Here is a 15,424-nt window from a genome sequence, read left to right as displayed (position 1 = left end):
CGTGGCTGTCCCTCCTGGGCTCTCCGTCGTGATCGTCGGCGGGCTGCACGCCGACGCCCGCAAGGCGGCCGTGGCGCAGCTGCTCGCCGACGTGCCCGGCAGCGTCGCCCTCCACCACGACCTGGCGACGGCCGCGGCCGGCACGGTCGTACGGACCGTCCGGGACGCCACCGGCATCCTGGACGCGGGGGAGGCGCCGCTCGTCAACGACTGCGCCTGCTGCGCCCTGCGCGAGGACCTGGTCCCCGAGCTGGAGCGGCTCGCGGAAGCCGGACGCACGCCCCTGGCCGTCGTCGAGCTGTGGGACTCCGTCGAGCCCAAGGCCATGGCGGAGGTCGTCACGGCCGGCGGGCTCACCGTCACGGGCGTGATCACCGCCGTCGACCCGGCCCTGGTCCTGCCCTACCTCGGCAACGGCGACGACCTGGCCGACGGCGGTCTCGCCGCCGCCGCCACCGACCAGCGCACGGTCGCCGACACCTTCGCCCGCCAGCTGGAGTACGCCCCCGTCCTCGCGATCGCGGAGTCCCCGGAGGCCGACGACGAGGACCGCGAACTGCTCGCCCAGATGCACCCGACGGCCCGCCGGGTCCCGATCGGCCACGGTGACCCGGCGGGCGCACCCGAGTTCGACGCCTTCGCGCAGGGCACGGCCGGCGGCCTGACCGTGCCGCCCCCGCGGCGGCGCCCGTCCTCGCCGCTGGCCGAGGCCGCCCTGGCCGGCTTCGACGTGGAGTCGGCGGCGTCCGCCCAGCACCCGGCCTGCGCCCTGTTCCCCGCCGAGGCCGACGCGCACGGCGTCTCCACCCTGGTCTGGCAGCAGCGCCGCCCCTTCCACCCGGAGCGGCTCTACGCCGCCCTGGAGGACCTGACCTGTGCGGCCGCCCGCAGCCGGGGCCGGTTCTGGCTCGCCGACAAGCCCGACACGCTGTTCCACTGGGACGCGGCGGGCGGGGCGCTCTGCGTGGAGAGCGTGGGGCCGTGGCTGGCCTCGCTGCCGGACGCGGCCTGGGAGATGGTCCCGCCGGTGCGCCGTGCCGCCGCGGCGCTGGACTGGCACCCCGAGCACGGCGACCGCGGCCAGCACCTGGTCTTCACCTCCCCCGGCCTGGACCGGGACGGCCTGGAGCGGCTGCTGGAGTCCTGCCTGCTGACCGACGCCGAGTACGCGGCCGGGCGCGACGCCTGGCAGCGCCTGCCGCACGCCTTCGACACCCTCCTGGAGGTCTGAACCGACATGCCCCGCAAGATCGACCGCAAGCCCGTCAAGAACCGTCCCAACCCGTTGGACCAGGCCGGGATCGAGTACATCGACTACAAGGACACCGACCTGCTGCGGAAGTTCATCTCCGACCGCGGCAAGATCCGAAGCCGCCGGGTCACCCGCGTGTCGGCCCAGCAGCAGCGGCAGCTGGCCCGCGCGATCAAGAACGCGCGCGAGATGGCGCTGCTGCCGTACGCCAGCCGCTGAGGCCGTACGCCGGCCGCCGACCGCCCCGACCCGGGTGAGGTTCCCCACGCTTGACGCGTGGGGAACCTCATGCTTTGGTCGCGGGGCCGCGCGGGGCGCACGCCGGGCGGTCCGTCAGGGCCGGGTGGCCGACTGCCTGTCCGGCGATGGTCCGACCTCGGTACCGGCACGGAGGACGACCTCACGGTCATCCGCACGGCCCATTTCTCCCCGTCCCCGCCTACCGCGGCCGTCTTCCGCATCGAGGCGGGACGGTCCTGCCCGAGGCGCCGGACCCCAGGCCCCAGCTCCCGCTTCTCCGGCCCCGCCACCGCCCCGGCACCCGTTCCGGCCGCCGAGCGGATGCTCCGCCTCCACGACACCTCCGCCGAACCCACCGACTTGGTCGCAGGTGCCGGGGAACGAGCGGCGGTGCAGGGCCGTCAAAACAGGCAAGGGCTTTCGGTAAAGCAGTCGTCAAAGCTGTAACCGGAGGACCACCCCGCGTGCACGTGCATCTGCCCATGCATCTGCACATGAACAGGGCTATGATCCGGGTCAGTTGACCACCGCATCAATGGCCACACCAGCCAGTGCACCACCGGGGAGCGACCTGTGGACCACGACGTGTACAACGGTATGGCGGCCACCAGGCTTCGCGGTGTGGCCTGGCAGAAGAGCCGGCACAGCAACTCGCAGGGCTCGTGCGTGGAGTTCGCCCGGCTGCCGGGCGGTGACGTGGCCGTCCGCAACTCGCGCTTCCCCGACGGTCCCGCGCTGGTCTACACCCGTGCGGAGATCGAGGCCATGCTGCTGGGTGTGAAGGACGGTGAGTTCGACCATCTGGTGGGGGGCTGACGCCCCGGCAGGCCCCTCCGCGAAACGGGGCAATCGGTACTCAACGCGCCGCGACGCGCGTAGAACCGCGGCGTCAGGAAGCGCCGCGGTTCCTCATTCCGCGTGCGGCCCCGAACCGGGCCGCGGCAGCCGGAACAGCGCCCAGACCACCTTGCCGTCGAGCGCGCCCGCGAGCGGGTGCCAGCCCCAGCTGTCGCTGAAGGAGTCGACGAGGAACAGCCCGCGGCCCGACTCGGCCGAGAAGTCGTCGGTCTCGCGGGTGACGGGACTGTCGTGACTGGGATCGCGCACCGCGCACACCAGCCGCTCGGCCCACCGCATCAGGTGCAGCCGGACGGGAGGTTCGTGACCGGCGGCGCACCGGCTGCTCGCCGGCAGGCCGTGCCGCAGGGCGTTGGTGACGAGCTCCGAGACCACCAGGCAGACGTCGTCGAAACGGTCGCCCATGTCCCACTGGTCGAGTGTCCTGCGGGTGAACCGCCGTGCCTCGCGCACCGCTTCGTAGCGGGCGGGCAGAGCGCAGGAGGCGGCGTCGGACACGGCCGCGGGATCCAGCGGCGGAAGGCCCTGCCGTAACGGCTCGAGCATGGTCGATCCATTCGTCCCCATGCGAGGCACTCCCGGGAATTCGCGGTCGGTGCGATGCGGCGGTGGTGCGGGACCATGGTTTCGGATGCGTACAGCAGATGCAAGGGCAGATGCACGTGCAGGTGACCGGAATGAGTCGTCCCGTACCGCTTGTTGGTCAATTTTTCCGTCATCTTCACAGCCCTGTCTGCCCGTTCGCTTGCCTCTTTCTTGGAACCGCGCGCGTGCGTCCCCTGTCTCGATTCCGTTTCCGTAACCGGACGAGTACTGCTCGGAGTGTTTTAGTGGCAGACTTCGGCGTCTGGAGACGTTGGGGAGGCTGGCGAACGTGAGCGCGGGAGAGCCGGGATCGGTGGTGCGGCGCATGCTGCTCGGATCACAACTCAGGCGACTGCGTGAGGCGCGGGGCATCACGCGCGAGGCGGCGGGCTATTCGATCCGCGCCTCCGAGTCGAAGATCAGCCGGATGGAGTTGGGCCGGGTGAGCTTCAAGACCAGAGACGTCGAGGACCTGCTGACGCTGTACGGCATCACGGACGAGCAGGAGCGCGCCTCCCTGCTGTCCCTGGCCAAGGAGGCCAACGTCGCGGGCTGGTGGCACAGTTACTCGGACGTGCTGCCGAGCTGGTTCCCCACCTACGTCGGCCTGGAGGGCGCCGCCTCGCTGATCCGGGCGTACGAGGTGCAGTTCGTGCACGGCCTGCTCCAGACCGAGGCGTACGCCCACGCGGTGGTCCGGCGGGGCATGCAGGGCGCGAGCGAGGCCGATGTCGAGCGGCGCGTGGCACTGCGCCTGGAGCGGCAGAAGTACCTCGTCGACGAGCGCGCGCCCGACTTCCACATCATCCTGGACGAGGCCGCCCTGCGCCGCCCGTACGGCGACCGCGAGGTGATGCGGGGCCAGCTCCAGCACCTCATCGAGGTCTCCGAGCGGCCCAACGTGCGGCTCCAGGTCGTGCCGTTCAGCCTCGGCGGCCACTCCGGCGAAAGTGGCGCGTTCACGATCCTCAGCTTCCCGGAATCCGACCTCTCGGACGTCGTCTACCTGGAGCAGCTCACCAGCGCGCTGTACCTGGACAAGCCCGAGGACGTCGCCCAGTACGAGAAGGCGCTCAAGGAGCTCCAGAGCGACAGCCCGGGCCCTTCGGAGAGCCGGGATCTTCTCCGGGGGCTCCTCCAACTCTCCTGAAGCCTCCAACTCGCCTTAAACGTCAGTACGATGACGTGTGATCAGATCGTGAAGGCGCGATCGAGGGTCTGCTAGGGATCGAGGGATCACATGTCGTCGTCCTACTTCACCGACCTTGCACAGCAGTACATCGACGGTGAGTGGCGCCCGGGTACCGGTTCCTGGGACATCATCGACTTCAACCCGTACGACGACGAGAAGCTGGCGTCGATCACGATAGCCACCGTCGACGAGATCGACCAGGCGTACCGGGCGGCCGCCCGGGCCCAGAAGCAGTGGGCCGCGACCAACCCCTACGTCCGCCGCGGCGTCTTCGAGAAGGCCCTGAGGCTCATCGAGGAGCGCGAGGCCGAGATATCCGAGGCGATCATCGCCGAGCTCGGCGGGACGCGTCTGAAGGCGGCCTTCGAACTGCACCTCGCCAAGGAGTTCCTGCGCGAGGCGGTCCAGCTGGCGCTGCGCCCCGAAGGCCGGATCCTCCCTTCGCCGGTGGACGGCAAGGAGAACCGCGTCTACCGCGTGCCGGTCGGCGTCGTGGGCGTGATCAGCCCCTTCAACTTCCCGTTCCTGCTCTCGATCAAGTCCGTCGCCCCGGCGCTCGCGCTCGGCAACGCCGTGGTGCTCAAGCCGCACCAGAACACGCCGATCGTCGGCGGCTCCCTGGTCGCGAAGATCTTCGAGGACGCGGGGCTGCCCGGCGGTCTGCTGAACGTCGTCATCACCGACATCGCGGAGATCGGCGACGCCTTCCTGGAGCACCCGGTGCCCAAGGTCATCTCCTTCACCGGCTCCGACCAGGTCGGCCGGCACGTGGCGACCGTCTGCGCCCGGCAGTTCAAGCGCTCCGTCCTCGAACTCGGCGGCAACAGCGCGCTGGTGGTCCTCGACGACGCCGACATCGACTACGCGGTCGACGCGGCCGTCTTCAGCCGGTACGTCCATCAGGGGCAGGTCTGCATGGCCGCCAACCGCATCCTGGTCGACCGGTCCGTCGCCGACGAGTTCACCGAGAAGTTCGTCGCCAAGGTGAAGACCCTCAAGGCGGGCGACCCGCGCGACCCGGAGACCGTCATCGGCCCGGTCATCAACTCCTCGCAGGCGGACGCCGTCGCGGGCGCGGTCGAGCAGGCCCTCGCCGAGGGCGCCACGGCCCTGGTGCGCGGCGGGCGCACCGACAACCTCGTCGAGCCGTCCGTCCTGACCGGCCTCCCCGCCGACTCGGCCCTGCTGCGGCAGGAGGTCTTCGGCCCGGTCGCCTTCCTCGTCCCGTTCGACGGCGAGGAGGAGGCCGTACGCCTCGTCAACGACACCCCGTACGGCCTGAGCGGCGCCGTCCACACCGGTGACATCGAGCGCGGCGTGAACTTCGCCAAGCAGATCGACACCGGCATGTTCCACGTGAACGACGGCACCGTCCACGACGAGCCGATCGTCCCGTTCGGCGGCGAGAAGCACTCGGGCCTGGGCCGGCTCAACGGCGAGACGATGCTGGACTCCTTCACCACGATGAAGTGGATCTCCGTGCAGCACGGGCGGAGCGGCTTCCCGTTCTAGACCATCCACGGCCCGGCGGGCCCTTGCGGACAGAACCTGACCGCAAGGGCCCGTAACTTCGTCTGTGCCGGGGGAGAGGCCCCCGGATCCGGCGAAAGGCGGCGGTCATGGTCACTCACGTTCCCGCGGAGGCACACGGCGACGAGCGCGGAGCGCTGCTCTCCTTCATCGAGGAGCAGCGCGGCGGCATCCGGCGGGCGGTGCTGGGACTGACCGACGAACAGGCGGGCTCCCGTCCCAGCGCCAGTGAGCTGTCCCTCGCCGGGCTGGTCAAGCACGTCGCCGAGGTCGAGCAGATGTGGGTCTCCCTGGCCAAGGGTGAGCCGCCGGCCGTCGAGCGGGACCAGAGCAACTGGCACGAGTGCTTCAGGCTGGTCGAGGGAGAGACCGTCGAGTCACAGCTGGCGTACTGGGAGAAGGTCGCCGCGGAGACGGAGGACTTCATCCGCTCGGTGCCGAGCCTCGACGACACCTTCGCGCTGCCGCCCCAGCCCTGGTTCCCGCCGGACGGCCGGGTCTCCATGCGCTGGCTGTGCCTGCACCTGATCCGCGAGACGGCCCGGCACGCCGGCCACGCCGACATCATCCGCCAGTCGCTGGACGGCGCGACGGCCTTCGAGCTGGTGGCCGCGGAACACCAGGTGGCGGCCGGGTCCTAATCTGGACCGCATGTCAGCGATCCGTCTCCTTGTGCTCGGCGCGGTCCGTATGCACGGCCGCGCCCACGGCTACCAGGTGCGCAACGACCTGGAGTACTGGGGCGCGCACGAGTGGTCCAGCGCCAAGCCCGGCTCGATCTACCACGCCCTGAAGCAGATGGCGAAGCAAGGGCTGCTGCACGCGCACGAGGTCGCCCCCTCGACGGCCGGCGGCCCGCCGCGCACGGAGTACGAGCTCACCGGGCAGGGGACCGAGGAGTACTTCCGGCTGCTGCGCGAGGCGCTGGTCACGTACGACCAGCGGGGGGACGTGAAGACGGCCGCCGTCGGCTTCGTCGTCGACCTGCCGCGGGCGGAGGCGGTCGCGCTGCTGAAGGAGCGCACCCTGCGGATCGAGCAGTGGCGGGCCTCCGTCCTGGAGCACTACGTCCCCGAGGAGGGGCCCGGGCAGCTGGGCCACATCGGCGAGATCATGAACATGTGGGTCCACACGGCCGACTCCGAGGCCGAGTGGACCCACGGTCTCATCGAGCGCATCGAGGGCGGTGCCTACACCTTCGCCGACGAGGGCGACCCGTTCGTCGGCGTACTGGCCGAGGGCGCGGAGAACCCGTACGCGACGGGGGAGCGGCACCCCGGGGACGACCGCTAATCAAATTTGACGAATGAAGGGCCGCGGGTTACCTTCGTGCCTGTAGTCAAGTTTGACTAGCGAGGGAGTCCCTTTGGCCGACACGGCGATCACCGTCGAAGGCGCGGAGAAGAGTTACGGCGACAAGAAGGCGCTGGACGGGCTCGACCTGCGGGTCGCGCGCGGCACGGTGCACGGGGTGCTCGGCCCGAACGGCGCGGGCAAGACCACCCTGGTGAGGATCCTGTCCACGCTGCTGCGACCCGACGCGGGCCGGATCGAGGTGGCCGGGCACGACGTGGTGCGCGAGGCGTACACCGTACGGCTGCGCATCGGCCTGCTCGGCCAGCACGCCGCGCTCGACGAGGAACTGGGCGGGCGGCAGAACCTGGAGCTGTTCGGCCGGCTGCACCACCTGGGCGCGAGGCGGGCACGTGCGCGTGCCGACGAGCTCCTGGAGCGCTTCGACCTGGCCGACACCGGCCGCAAGGCAGTCCGGCAGTACAGCGGCGGCATGCGGCGCCGCCTGGACCTCGCGGCTTCCCTGATCACCGAACCGGAGCTGCTGTTCCTGGACGAGCCGACCACCGGCCTCGACCCGCGCGGCCGGGCGGAGGTCTGGGACTCCGTCCGCTCCCTGGTCGGCGGCGGTACGACGGTCCTGCTCACCACGCAGTACCTGGAGGAGGCCGACCAGCTCGCCGACCGCATCTCGGTCGTCGACGCCGGCCGGGTCATCGCCGAGGGCACGGCGGACGGGCTGAAGGCGGAGACCGGCGGCGACCGTATCGACGTGGTCCTGCGGGAGGCGGGCCAACTGGGCGCGGCTGTCGCCCTGTTGCCGCTCACCGGAGTCACCGTCGACACCGACCGCCGCCTGCTGAGCGCCCCGGTGATCGACCGCATGGAGGCGCTCTCCGGAGTCGTACGGGCCCTCCAGGAGGCCGGCATCGAGGCCGAGGACGTCGCCCTGCGCCGCCCGACGCTGGACGAGGTGTTCCTGCACCTCACGGGGGACGACCGCCGAGTGAAGGAGGCCGTGTGACCGCCTACGCCCTGACCGACTCCTGGACCATGACCCGCCGGGAACTCGCCCGCTGGGCCCGGCAGCCGGTCCAGCTGGTCGTCAACCTCGTCTTCCCGGTGATGCTGCTGCTCATGTTCGGCTACCTGATCGGCGGCGGCCGGGGGGTGAACGGCGAGTACCGCGACTACCTGATCCCCGGCATGCTCGCGCTCACCATGGCCTTCGGCCTGGAGGGCACGATGATCGCCGTCACCCGGGACCTCGACAAGGGCGTCATCGACCGCTTCCGCTCGATGCCCATGGCCGACGGGGCCGTTCTGGTGGGCCGTTCGGCGGCCGACATGCTCCAGTCGGCGATGGCCCTGGTGGTGCTCATCGCTGTGGGCGCCGCGCTCGGCTGGCGGGTCCACGGCGGTCCGGTGGCCTTCCTGGGAGCCGTGGGCCTGCTGCTCCTGTTCCGGTTCGCCATGTTGTGGATCGGCATCTACCTGGCGCTGGTGGCCGGAAAGCCGGAGATGGTCCAGGCCGTGCAGATCCTGGTCTGGCCCATCGGCTTCCTCTCCAACGCCCTGGCCCTCCCCGACACCATGCCCGGCTGGCTCGGCACGGTCGTCGAGTGGAACCCCATGTCCCACACGGCCACGGCCGTACGGGACCTGTTCGGCACCCCCGGCGCGGAGTCCGGGCACGTGTGGGCGGCGCTCGTCTGGCCCCTGGCCCTGCTGGCGGTGTTCTTCCCGCTGGCGGTACGGAGGTTCGGGCGGCTGAGCCGCTAGTGATGGAGCCCTGAGCCGCTAGTGGTGGAACCCGGTCGCCGCGCTCTTGTCCCGCGTGAAGGGGCGCGGCTGCCGGCGCAGTTCCGGCAGCAGCCGTTCCAGGTCCTGGGCGAGCAGCTCGGCGAGGTCGGCGGAGAAGCCGTTGCGGCACACCACCCGCAGCACGGACAGGTCCTCGCGGTTGGCCGGGAAGGTGTACGCGGGTACCAGCCAGCCGCTCTCGCGCAGCCGCCGTGAGACGTCGAAGACGTCGTACCACGTCACGTCCGGGGCGGTCGTGAAGGCGAACACCGGCAACTCGTCGCCCCGGGTCAGCAGCCGGAAGTCACCCAGCGCCTCGATCCGCCCGGCGAGCCCCGTGGCCACGTCCCGCGCGGCCTGCTGCACGGCCCGGTAGCCGTCCCGGCCCAGCCGCAGGAACGTGTAGTACTGCGCCACGACCTGAGCGCCCGGCCGGGAGAAGTTCAGCGCGAACGTCGGCATGTCGCCGCCCAGGTAGTTGACCCGGAACACCAGCTCCTCCGGCAGCGCGTCCGCGTCCCGCCACAGCGCCCAGCCGACGCCCGGGTAGACGAGCCCGTACTTGTGCCCCGAGGTGTTGATCGACGCCACCCTCGGCAGCCGGAAGTCCCACACCAGGTCCTCGTCGAGGAACGGCGCGACCATGGCACCGGACGCCCCGTCGACATGCACGGGGATGTCGAGCCCGGTCCGCTCCTGCACCGTGTCCAGCGCCGCGCACAGCTCGGCGACCGGCTCGTAGGACCCGTCGAAGGTCGAGCCCAGGATCCCGACGACCCCGATGGTGTTCTCGTCGCACAGCTCGGCCGCGGCCTGCGGGTCCAGGTGGAACCGCTCGCCCTCCATGGGGACCAGCCGGGCCTCCACCTCCCAGAAGTTGCAGAACTTCTCCCAGCAGACCTGCACGTTGACGCCCATCACCAGATTGGGCCGGGCCCCCGGGTACCGCCCGGCGTTGCGCCGCGCCCACCGCCGCTTCAGCGCCATCCCGGCGAGCATGCACGCCTCGCTCGACCCGGTCGTCGAACAGCCCACCGCCGCCGCCGGGTCGGGCGCGTTCCACAGGTCGGCGAGCATCGCCACGCACCGCCGCTCCAGCTCGGCCGTGCGCGGGTACTCGTCCTTGTCGATCATGTTCTTGTCCCGGCACTCCGCCATCAGCACCCCGGCCTCCGGCTCCATCCAGGTGGTGACGAACGTGGCGAGGTTCAGCCGCGCGTTGCCGTCCAGCATCAGCTCGTCGCGCACGAGCTGGTGGGCGGTCGCCGGTGCCATGGGCTGGTCCGGGAGCCGGTGTGTGGGCGGGGCCTCGGCCATGTCGCCGACCGGGTTGGCGGGACCGTAGAAGGGGTTGACGGACAGGCGGCGTTCGCCGGGCTGACGGGGGCCTTCGTTGAGCGGCAAGGGAGCCTCCGGGATGGGTGGGGGAGCGGGTGTCAGCGGACGGACGTCCCGTCCGGCCGTAGCTGCATCTGTGGCCGGCCCGTGACCAGCAGCCAGGCCGGCAGCGAGGCGACGCAGAGCAGGGCGATGATCCCCGGCGAGGCGACCAGCACCGCGGCGACGAACAGGCTGATCCAGCCCTGCCGGGTGATGGCCAGCAGCACCCCCAGCACTCCGGCGGACACCCCCACTGCGGGATGCACTCCGGACACCAGGGCGTGCGCGCACAGCCCGAGGGCGGTACCGACGAACACGGCAGGGAAGATGCGCCCGCCGCGGAAGCCGCAGGACGCGGCGACGAGCAGCGCGGCCAGCTTCACCACGGTCAGGACGGCGAACTCACCGGCCGACCGGCCGTCCGGGTCGTGCGCCAGCTCGGCGATCTCGTCGAGCCCCTTGAACAGCGTCAGATGGCCGCCCAGGGCGGCGAGAGCGCCCAGCACGGCCCCGCCCGCCGGGAGCATCAGCATCGGATGCCGCAGCCGGCGGAACGCCGCGTGGACGTACGGGAAGGCGCGCACGGCTCCCATGCCGAGCAGCGCGCCCGCCGCGGCGACCACGACAGCCGCCGACAGGTCCCCCCAGCCCGGCCGGCCGAACGACGGCAGGTCCAGGTCGAAGCTCGGGTGGTCGACGAGGGTCGCCGTCAGGGCACCGGCCGTCGCGGCGGTCAGCGGCGGGAACAGGTTGTCCCACAGCAGACCGCGGGTCTCCTGCCGGGCCAGCACCTCGGAGATCACCAGGGCCGCGGCCACGGGCGTGCCGAACAGGGCGCCGAGCGTCGCCGCCTCCGCCAGTGCCGGCCAGATCCTGCCCGGCGCCCGGGGAAGCGCCCGGCCGCCCAGCCAGACCGCCAGGCCGACGTTCACGGCGATGATCGGGTTCTCGGGGCCCAGACTCGGCCCGCCGGCCAGCATCAGCGCGGTCGCCAGCAGCAGCCCCGGCAGCACGACGGGCGGCAGGACCGGGGCGTCCAGGCCGACCGTGGCCGGATCCGGGCCCGCGTGGCCCGGCACCTTCCACACCACCAGCCCGACCGCGGCCCCGGTCGCGACGAGCATCGCGAACATCCACGCCACCGAGTACCGGCCGACCCCCAGCGCGTCCGGCACCGTCCGCCACAGCACGCCCTGGAGCTCCTCGGCGGCGACCTCCACCCCCACCAGAAGCAGGCTGGACACCACGCCCACGGCCAGGGCGGGCAGGATCGACGGCAGCAGGGCGCGGGCGGGAGTCGCGGGGGTGACGGAGGGTGCCTGCCGCGCGGAGTCCTGGACCACGGGCACACGATAAGCGGATCAAAGGGGACGAACGGGAAACACGCTTGCGCCCGCCCAGCGGAAGAGCGATTAACTTTCGCCGGTCCGCCGCAATTCCCCGGTAATGGAGCGGCCGCCTGCTCGCCGGTCAATTAACTCGTAACTTTAGGCCGTATGGGGTGTTACCTTCGAACACCTTGACGACGGAACTCGTAGGGCAGCGCTGTCTTTCCGGCGCCTGCCCATTGCCGTGGCCGTCGGCAAAGCGGGGGGAGCGCGCGTGGCGAGTCTTATGAAAAACGCGAGCCCGGAAGCCGGGGCCGCGAACGGTGCGGGATCGGTGGCGAGTGTCGCCGGACAGCACACCGGGCTGCTGATCGCCGGCGTGCTGCTCGGCCTGCTGGGGGTGGGCGCCGCGCTCGCCCAGCCCTGGGCCATCGGCAGGCTGATCGAGGCGGCGGGCGGCGGTGCCCCGCTGACCGGCCCCATCGCACAGCTGGTCGCCCTGTTCTGCGCGGGCGCCCTCTTCTCCTCGCTCCAGGCCTACGCCATCGGGCGGGCCGGGGAGAATATCGTCTTCGACGTCCGCCGGATCCTGGTCGGACGGCTTCTGCGCGCCGATCTCACCGCGTTCGGGAAAGAATCCCAGGGCGATATCTTCACCCGCACGGTCACCGATACCTCACTGGTGAAGATTGCCCTCTCACAGAGCCTCGCCCAGCTGATCATCAGCGGCGCCACGGTCATAGGCGGCGTCGTCCTGATGTTCCTCATCGATCTGTGGCTGATGGCCATCACCATGAGCTGTCTGGCGGCCGCCAGCATCGTCTCCATCGCGCTCGCCCGGAAACTGCGCAAGGTCGCCCTGGAGAACCGGGACGACACCGGCGCGTTCGCCGGTGACATACAGCGCGTGCTCTCCGCACTGCCCACGGTGAAGGCGTCCCGCGCCGAGTCCCGTGAGGCCGCCCGCATCGGCGGGCTGGCCGAGAGGACGCGGCGTTCGGGCATCCGGGTCAACGCCTACAACGCCCTGCTGATGCCGTCCATGAACGTCGGCACGCAGGGCGCCCTGGCCGTCGTCGTGGGCGTCGGGATGGCCTGGGTGGCCCGCGGCGAGATGGACATGGCCAGTCTGACCACGTTCATCATGTATCTGTTCCAACTGGTGTCGCCGCTGGTCATGTTCTTCATGGGGGTCGGCCAGTTCGTCCAGGGCCGAGCCGCCATCCACCGCGTGGACGAACTCGCCCGCCTGGCCCAGGAGAGCGACGGCCCGGAGGGAGTGGCGGACCCCGCGCCCCTCGGGCGGCTCGCCCGGCACCGGCCGGCGGTCGAATTCCACGACGTGCGCTTCGCCTACCGGCGAGGCAAACAGGCGGAGAAGACGCAGGTGCTCAACGGCGTCTCCTTCAGCGTGCCGGCGCGCGGGCTGACGGCGGTGGTCGGGCCCTCGGGCGCGGGCAAGACCACCATGTTCCAGCTGATCGAGCGCTTCTACTCGGTGGACCGCGGCAGCGTCCGGCTCAGCGGGCACGACATCGAGGCGCTGCCCCTCGACACGGTCCGCGGGCTGGTGGGCTATGTCCAGCAGGACAGCGCGGCCATGCGCGGCACCATCCGGGAGAACCTGACCTACGCCAACCCGCACGCCGGCGACGACGCCGTCCGGGAGGCGGTGGCGATGGCCGGCCTCACCTCCGTGATCGCCCATCTCCCACGCGGTCTCGACACCGAACTCGGCGACCAGGGCAGCGGGTTGTCCGGCGGCCAGCGCCAGCGCCTGTGCATCGCCCGTACGCTGTTGCAGCAGCCCGCGGTCATGCTGCTCGACGAGGCCACCTCCAACCTGGACTCCGACTCGGAGCGGGATTTCCGCGACGTGGTGCGCCGGATCTCCCGGCGCTGCGCGGTCATCGCCATCGCCCACCGGATCTCCACGGTGATCGACGCCGACAAGATCGTGGTGATGGAGGGCGGCAGAGTGCGGGCCACCGGCGTGCACCACGACCTGATGGAGCGCGACGAGCTCTACCGGCGCCTCGCCGGCTCGCAACTGCTCGCCGAGCCGGGCCTCATGCCCCCGCCGACGGCTCCGGCGACCGCCCACGAACGCATGGAACCGTGGACGCCCCCGCCCTCTTTCGCGCTCGGCTGGCCACCGCATGTCGGACTCACCGAGCAGACGTTGCAGCTTCGGCCCATCAAGAGTGAGGAGCAGAGGTGAGTACCACCGATGTCGCCATCGTGGGCACCGGACCCAACGGCCTCGCGGCCGGCGTGGTCCTGGCCCGTGCCGGGCTGCGCGTGGAGCTCCACGAGGCGGCCGAGACCATCGGCGGAGGGCTGCGCACCGCTTCGCTCTTCGACTCCGGCGTCGTGCACGACCTCTGCTCCGCCGTCCATCCCATGGCCGCCGCGTCCCCGTTCTTCCGCGCGTTCGACCTGGCGGCCCGCGGGGTCGAGCTCCTCCAGCCCGAGATCAGTTACGCCCATCCGCTGGACGGGGGCCGTGCCGCACTGGCCTACCGCTCACTGGCGAAGACCTGCGAGCACCTGGGCGCCGACGGCCCCGGCTGGCGCCGGCTGATGGGCCCGCTGCTCGAACGCAGCGAGGCGGTCGTCGACCTCGTCCTGTCCGGGCAGCGCGGCCTGCCGCGGGACCCCGCGGCGGCCCTGCTGCTGGCGAGCCGGGTCGCGGTCCACGGCAGCCGGCTCGGCGCGGCGCGCTTCCGGGGCGAGGCGGCGCCCGCCCTGCTGACCGGTGTCGCCGCGCACGCGGTCGGCAAGCTGCCGAGCGTGGCGTCAGCGGCGGTGGCCATGCTGCTGGGCCACCTGGCGCACGGGACGGGGTGGCCGCTGCCGCGCGGTGGCAGCGGCCGCATCGCACAGGCGCTGGCCGAGGACATCACGGCGCACGGCGGCGTCTTCCACACCGGACACCACGTGAGGGACCTCTCCGAACTGCACGGCGCACGCGCGGTCCTGCTCGACACCAGCCCCAAGGGCCTGCTGGCCCTCGCGGGCGGACGGCTGCCCCGCGCCTACGCCCGCGCTCTGGAGCGGTTCCGCTACGGCCCGGGCGCCGCCAAGGTCGACTTCCTGGTCTCCGAGCCGATCCCCTGGACCGACTCGGAGGTGGGCCGCGCCGGCACGGTGCATCTGGGCGGCACACACACCGAGATGGTGCGGCAGGAGACGGCGAACGCCCATGGAGTGCGGACGGAGGAGCCGTTCGTCCTCGTGGTCGACCCGGCGGTGACCGACCCCGGGCGGGCCCTGCCCGGAAAGCGCCCCGTGTGGGCGTACGCGCACGTGCCGAACGGCGACCCCACCGACCCCTACGACCTGGTCCGGGCACGGATCGAGCGCCATGCCCCCGGCTTCGGGGACACCGTCGTCGCCCACCGTTCCGTCGCCGCCGCCGCGTACGAGGCCTACAACCCCAACTACGTCGGCGGGGACATCGGTTCCGGGGCCATGACGCTCTACCAGAGCATCGCGCGGCCCGTTCCGCGCTTCGACCCCTACCGCACTCCGCTGCCCGGAGTCTTCCTGTGTTCCTCGGCCACCCCGCCGGGTCCCAGTGTGCACGGAATGTCTGGATACCTGGCCGCCCTCTCCGCACTCCGGCATTCTTTCGGGATATGTGAGGTACCCGACTTGGCGTCCGATCCGGCACCACTCGAATTCGGGCGTCCCGGCTAATACCGGGGCGCGCTCGTTCGAGGTCTCGTCAGCTCCCGCTATCCCGGACCGGGGTGATGAATCGGCGCCCAAAATCCATGGAACAGTCCATATCGCTTTGGTACGGTGGAACCAACGAAGCTCCCCACAAGCTCCGTTGAGGCGTTACCGTGCTGCTGTCTGACTAACCACGCGGGCGGTCGCGGAGATTCACGCGACCGCTGTAGCCGGCATCCCACCTTTCGCCCGGCTCCAACTCCTCGGCTTCATGACGCTCCCATC

The 15,424-nt window shown here is 71.3% G+C and carries 14 protein-coding genes; 11 read left to right on the top strand and 3 right to left on the bottom strand.

The annotated features are described in order from the left end of the window. The first annotated feature begins 1 nt into the window (after window position 1). The 3 genes from ABFX81_RS07515 to ABFX81_RS07505 all read left to right on the top strand — a co-directional run bounded on the left by ABFX81_RS07515 (window position 2) and on the right by ABFX81_RS07505 (window position 2,308). On the top strand, window positions 2–1,231 hold the full coding sequence (locus ABFX81_RS07515; protein ID WP_086847609.1) for a GTP-binding protein: 1,230 nt from the start codon (window positions 2–4) through the stop codon (window positions 1,229–1,231). Between the two features lie 6 nt (window positions 1,232–1,237). Continuing rightward, a complete protein-coding gene (rpsR, locus tag ABFX81_RS07510) occupies window positions 1,238–1,471 on the top strand; it encodes a 30S ribosomal protein S18 (RefSeq protein ID WP_020271512.1) in 234 nt (77 codons plus the stop codon). Between the two features lie 618 nt (window positions 1,472–2,089). Next, window positions 2,090–2,308 carry a DUF397 domain-containing protein gene (locus tag ABFX81_RS07505; RefSeq protein ID WP_086847633.1) on the top strand — a complete coding sequence of 73 codons (219 nt, stop codon included), beginning with the start codon at window positions 2,090–2,092 and terminating at the stop codon, window positions 2,306–2,308. A gap of 93 nt (window positions 2,309–2,401) precedes the next feature. On the opposite strand, the gene ABFX81_RS07500 is transcribed toward ABFX81_RS07505, so the two are convergent. Next, window positions 2,402–2,896 carry an ATP-binding protein gene (locus ABFX81_RS07500; protein WP_346137803.1) on the bottom strand — a complete coding sequence of 165 codons (495 nt, stop codon included), beginning with the start codon at window positions 2,894–2,896 and terminating at the stop codon, window positions 2,402–2,404. Window positions 2,897–3,260: 364 nt separating this feature from the next. Here ABFX81_RS07500 and ABFX81_RS07495 point away from each other — a divergent pair, with 364 nt between their 5' ends. From ABFX81_RS07495 to ABFX81_RS07470, 6 genes are all read left to right on the top strand, one after another. Then, complete coding sequence (locus ABFX81_RS07495) at window positions 3,261–4,085, top strand: Scr1 family TA system antitoxin-like transcriptional regulator (RefSeq protein WP_086847631.1); 825 nt, start codon at window positions 3,261–3,263, stop codon at window positions 4,083–4,085. A gap of 90 nt (window positions 4,086–4,175) precedes the next feature. Continuing rightward, window positions 4,176–5,639, top strand: a complete 1,464-nt coding sequence (locus ABFX81_RS07490; protein WP_086847605.1) for an aldehyde dehydrogenase family protein — start codon at window positions 4,176–4,178, stop codon at window positions 5,637–5,639. A 107-nt stretch (window positions 5,640–5,746) separates the two neighbouring features. Continuing rightward, complete coding sequence (locus ABFX81_RS07485; protein WP_086847603.1) at window positions 5,747–6,298, top strand: DinB family protein; 552 nt, start codon at window positions 5,747–5,749, stop codon at window positions 6,296–6,298. 10 nt (window positions 6,299–6,308) lie between these two features. After that, on the top strand, window positions 6,309–6,950 hold the full coding sequence (locus tag ABFX81_RS07480; protein WP_086847601.1) for a helix-turn-helix transcriptional regulator: 642 nt from the start codon (window positions 6,309–6,311) through the stop codon (window positions 6,948–6,950). Between the two features lie 73 nt (window positions 6,951–7,023). Further along, window positions 7,024–7,974 carry an ATP-binding cassette domain-containing protein gene (locus ABFX81_RS07475; protein WP_346137802.1) on the top strand — a complete coding sequence of 317 codons (951 nt, stop codon included), beginning with the start codon at window positions 7,024–7,026 and terminating at the stop codon, window positions 7,972–7,974. Further along, window positions 7,971–8,732 carry an ABC transporter permease gene (locus ABFX81_RS07470; protein ID WP_346137801.1) on the top strand — a complete coding sequence of 254 codons (762 nt, stop codon included), beginning with the start codon at window positions 7,971–7,973 and terminating at the stop codon, window positions 8,730–8,732. The genes ABFX81_RS07475 and ABFX81_RS07470 overlap by 4 nt, the downstream gene beginning before the upstream one ends. A gap of 18 nt (window positions 8,733–8,750) precedes the next feature. Here ABFX81_RS07470 and gad read toward each other — a convergent pair whose 3' ends face one another. Together gad and ABFX81_RS07460 are read right to left on the bottom strand one after the other, a co-directional pair. Next, window positions 8,751–10,157 (bottom strand): glutamate decarboxylase, encoded by a 1,407-nt coding sequence (gene gad / locus ABFX81_RS07465; protein ID WP_086847598.1) that lies wholly within the window; start codon window positions 10,155–10,157, stop codon window positions 8,751–8,753. 32 nt (window positions 10,158–10,189) lie between these two features. Then, the gene (locus ABFX81_RS07460; protein WP_086847627.1) at window positions 10,190–11,476 is read right to left on the bottom strand and encodes an ion channel protein; all 1,287 of its coding nucleotides are present in this window, start codon (window positions 11,474–11,476) and stop codon (window positions 10,190–10,192) included. Between the two features lie 319 nt (window positions 11,477–11,795). Between ABFX81_RS07460 and ABFX81_RS07455 the strand changes: the two genes are divergently transcribed. Continuing rightward, window positions 11,796–13,682 (top strand): ABC transporter transmembrane domain-containing protein, encoded by a 1,887-nt coding sequence (locus tag ABFX81_RS07455; protein WP_086847625.1) that lies wholly within the window; start codon window positions 11,796–11,798, stop codon window positions 13,680–13,682. Further along, window positions 13,679–15,163, top strand: coding sequence for an NAD(P)-binding protein (locus ABFX81_RS07450; protein WP_086847596.1), 1,485 nt, complete (start codon window positions 13,679–13,681; stop codon window positions 15,161–15,163). Before ABFX81_RS07455 ends, ABFX81_RS07450 begins: the two co-directional genes overlap by 4 nt. The last annotated feature ends 261 nt before the right edge of the window (window positions 15,164–15,424 follow it).

Origin of the sequence: Streptomyces coeruleofuscus, from assembly GCF_039532725.1 — a bacterium.
GTDB lineage: Bacteria > Actinomycetota > Actinomycetes > Streptomycetales > Streptomycetaceae > Streptomyces > Streptomyces coeruleofuscus.
Note: the sequence above shows the minus strand (reverse complement) of the source record. Positions and strands in the feature narration are given on the sequence as shown.

Coding starts and splice junctions, on each gene's coding strand:
- rpsR (WP_020271512.1), top strand. CDS start 1,238: ATGCCCCGCAAGATCGACCGCAAGCCCGTCAAGAACCGTCCCAACCCG.
- ABFX81_RS07505 (WP_086847633.1), top strand. CDS start 2,090: ATGGCGGCCACCAGGCTTCGCGGTGTGGCCTGGCAGAAGAGCCGGCAC.
- ABFX81_RS07500 (WP_346137803.1), bottom strand. CDS start 2,896: ATGCTCGAGCCGTTACGGCAGGGCCTTCCGCCGCTGGATCCCGCGGCC.
- ABFX81_RS07495 (WP_086847631.1), top strand. CDS start 3,261: ATGCTGCTCGGATCACAACTCAGGCGACTGCGTGAGGCGCGGGGCATC.
- ABFX81_RS07490 (WP_086847605.1), top strand. CDS start 4,176: ATGTCGTCGTCCTACTTCACCGACCTTGCACAGCAGTACATCGACGGT.
- ABFX81_RS07485 (WP_086847603.1), top strand. CDS start 5,747: ATGGTCACTCACGTTCCCGCGGAGGCACACGGCGACGAGCGCGGAGCG.
- ABFX81_RS07480 (WP_086847601.1), top strand. CDS start 6,309: ATGTCAGCGATCCGTCTCCTTGTGCTCGGCGCGGTCCGTATGCACGGC.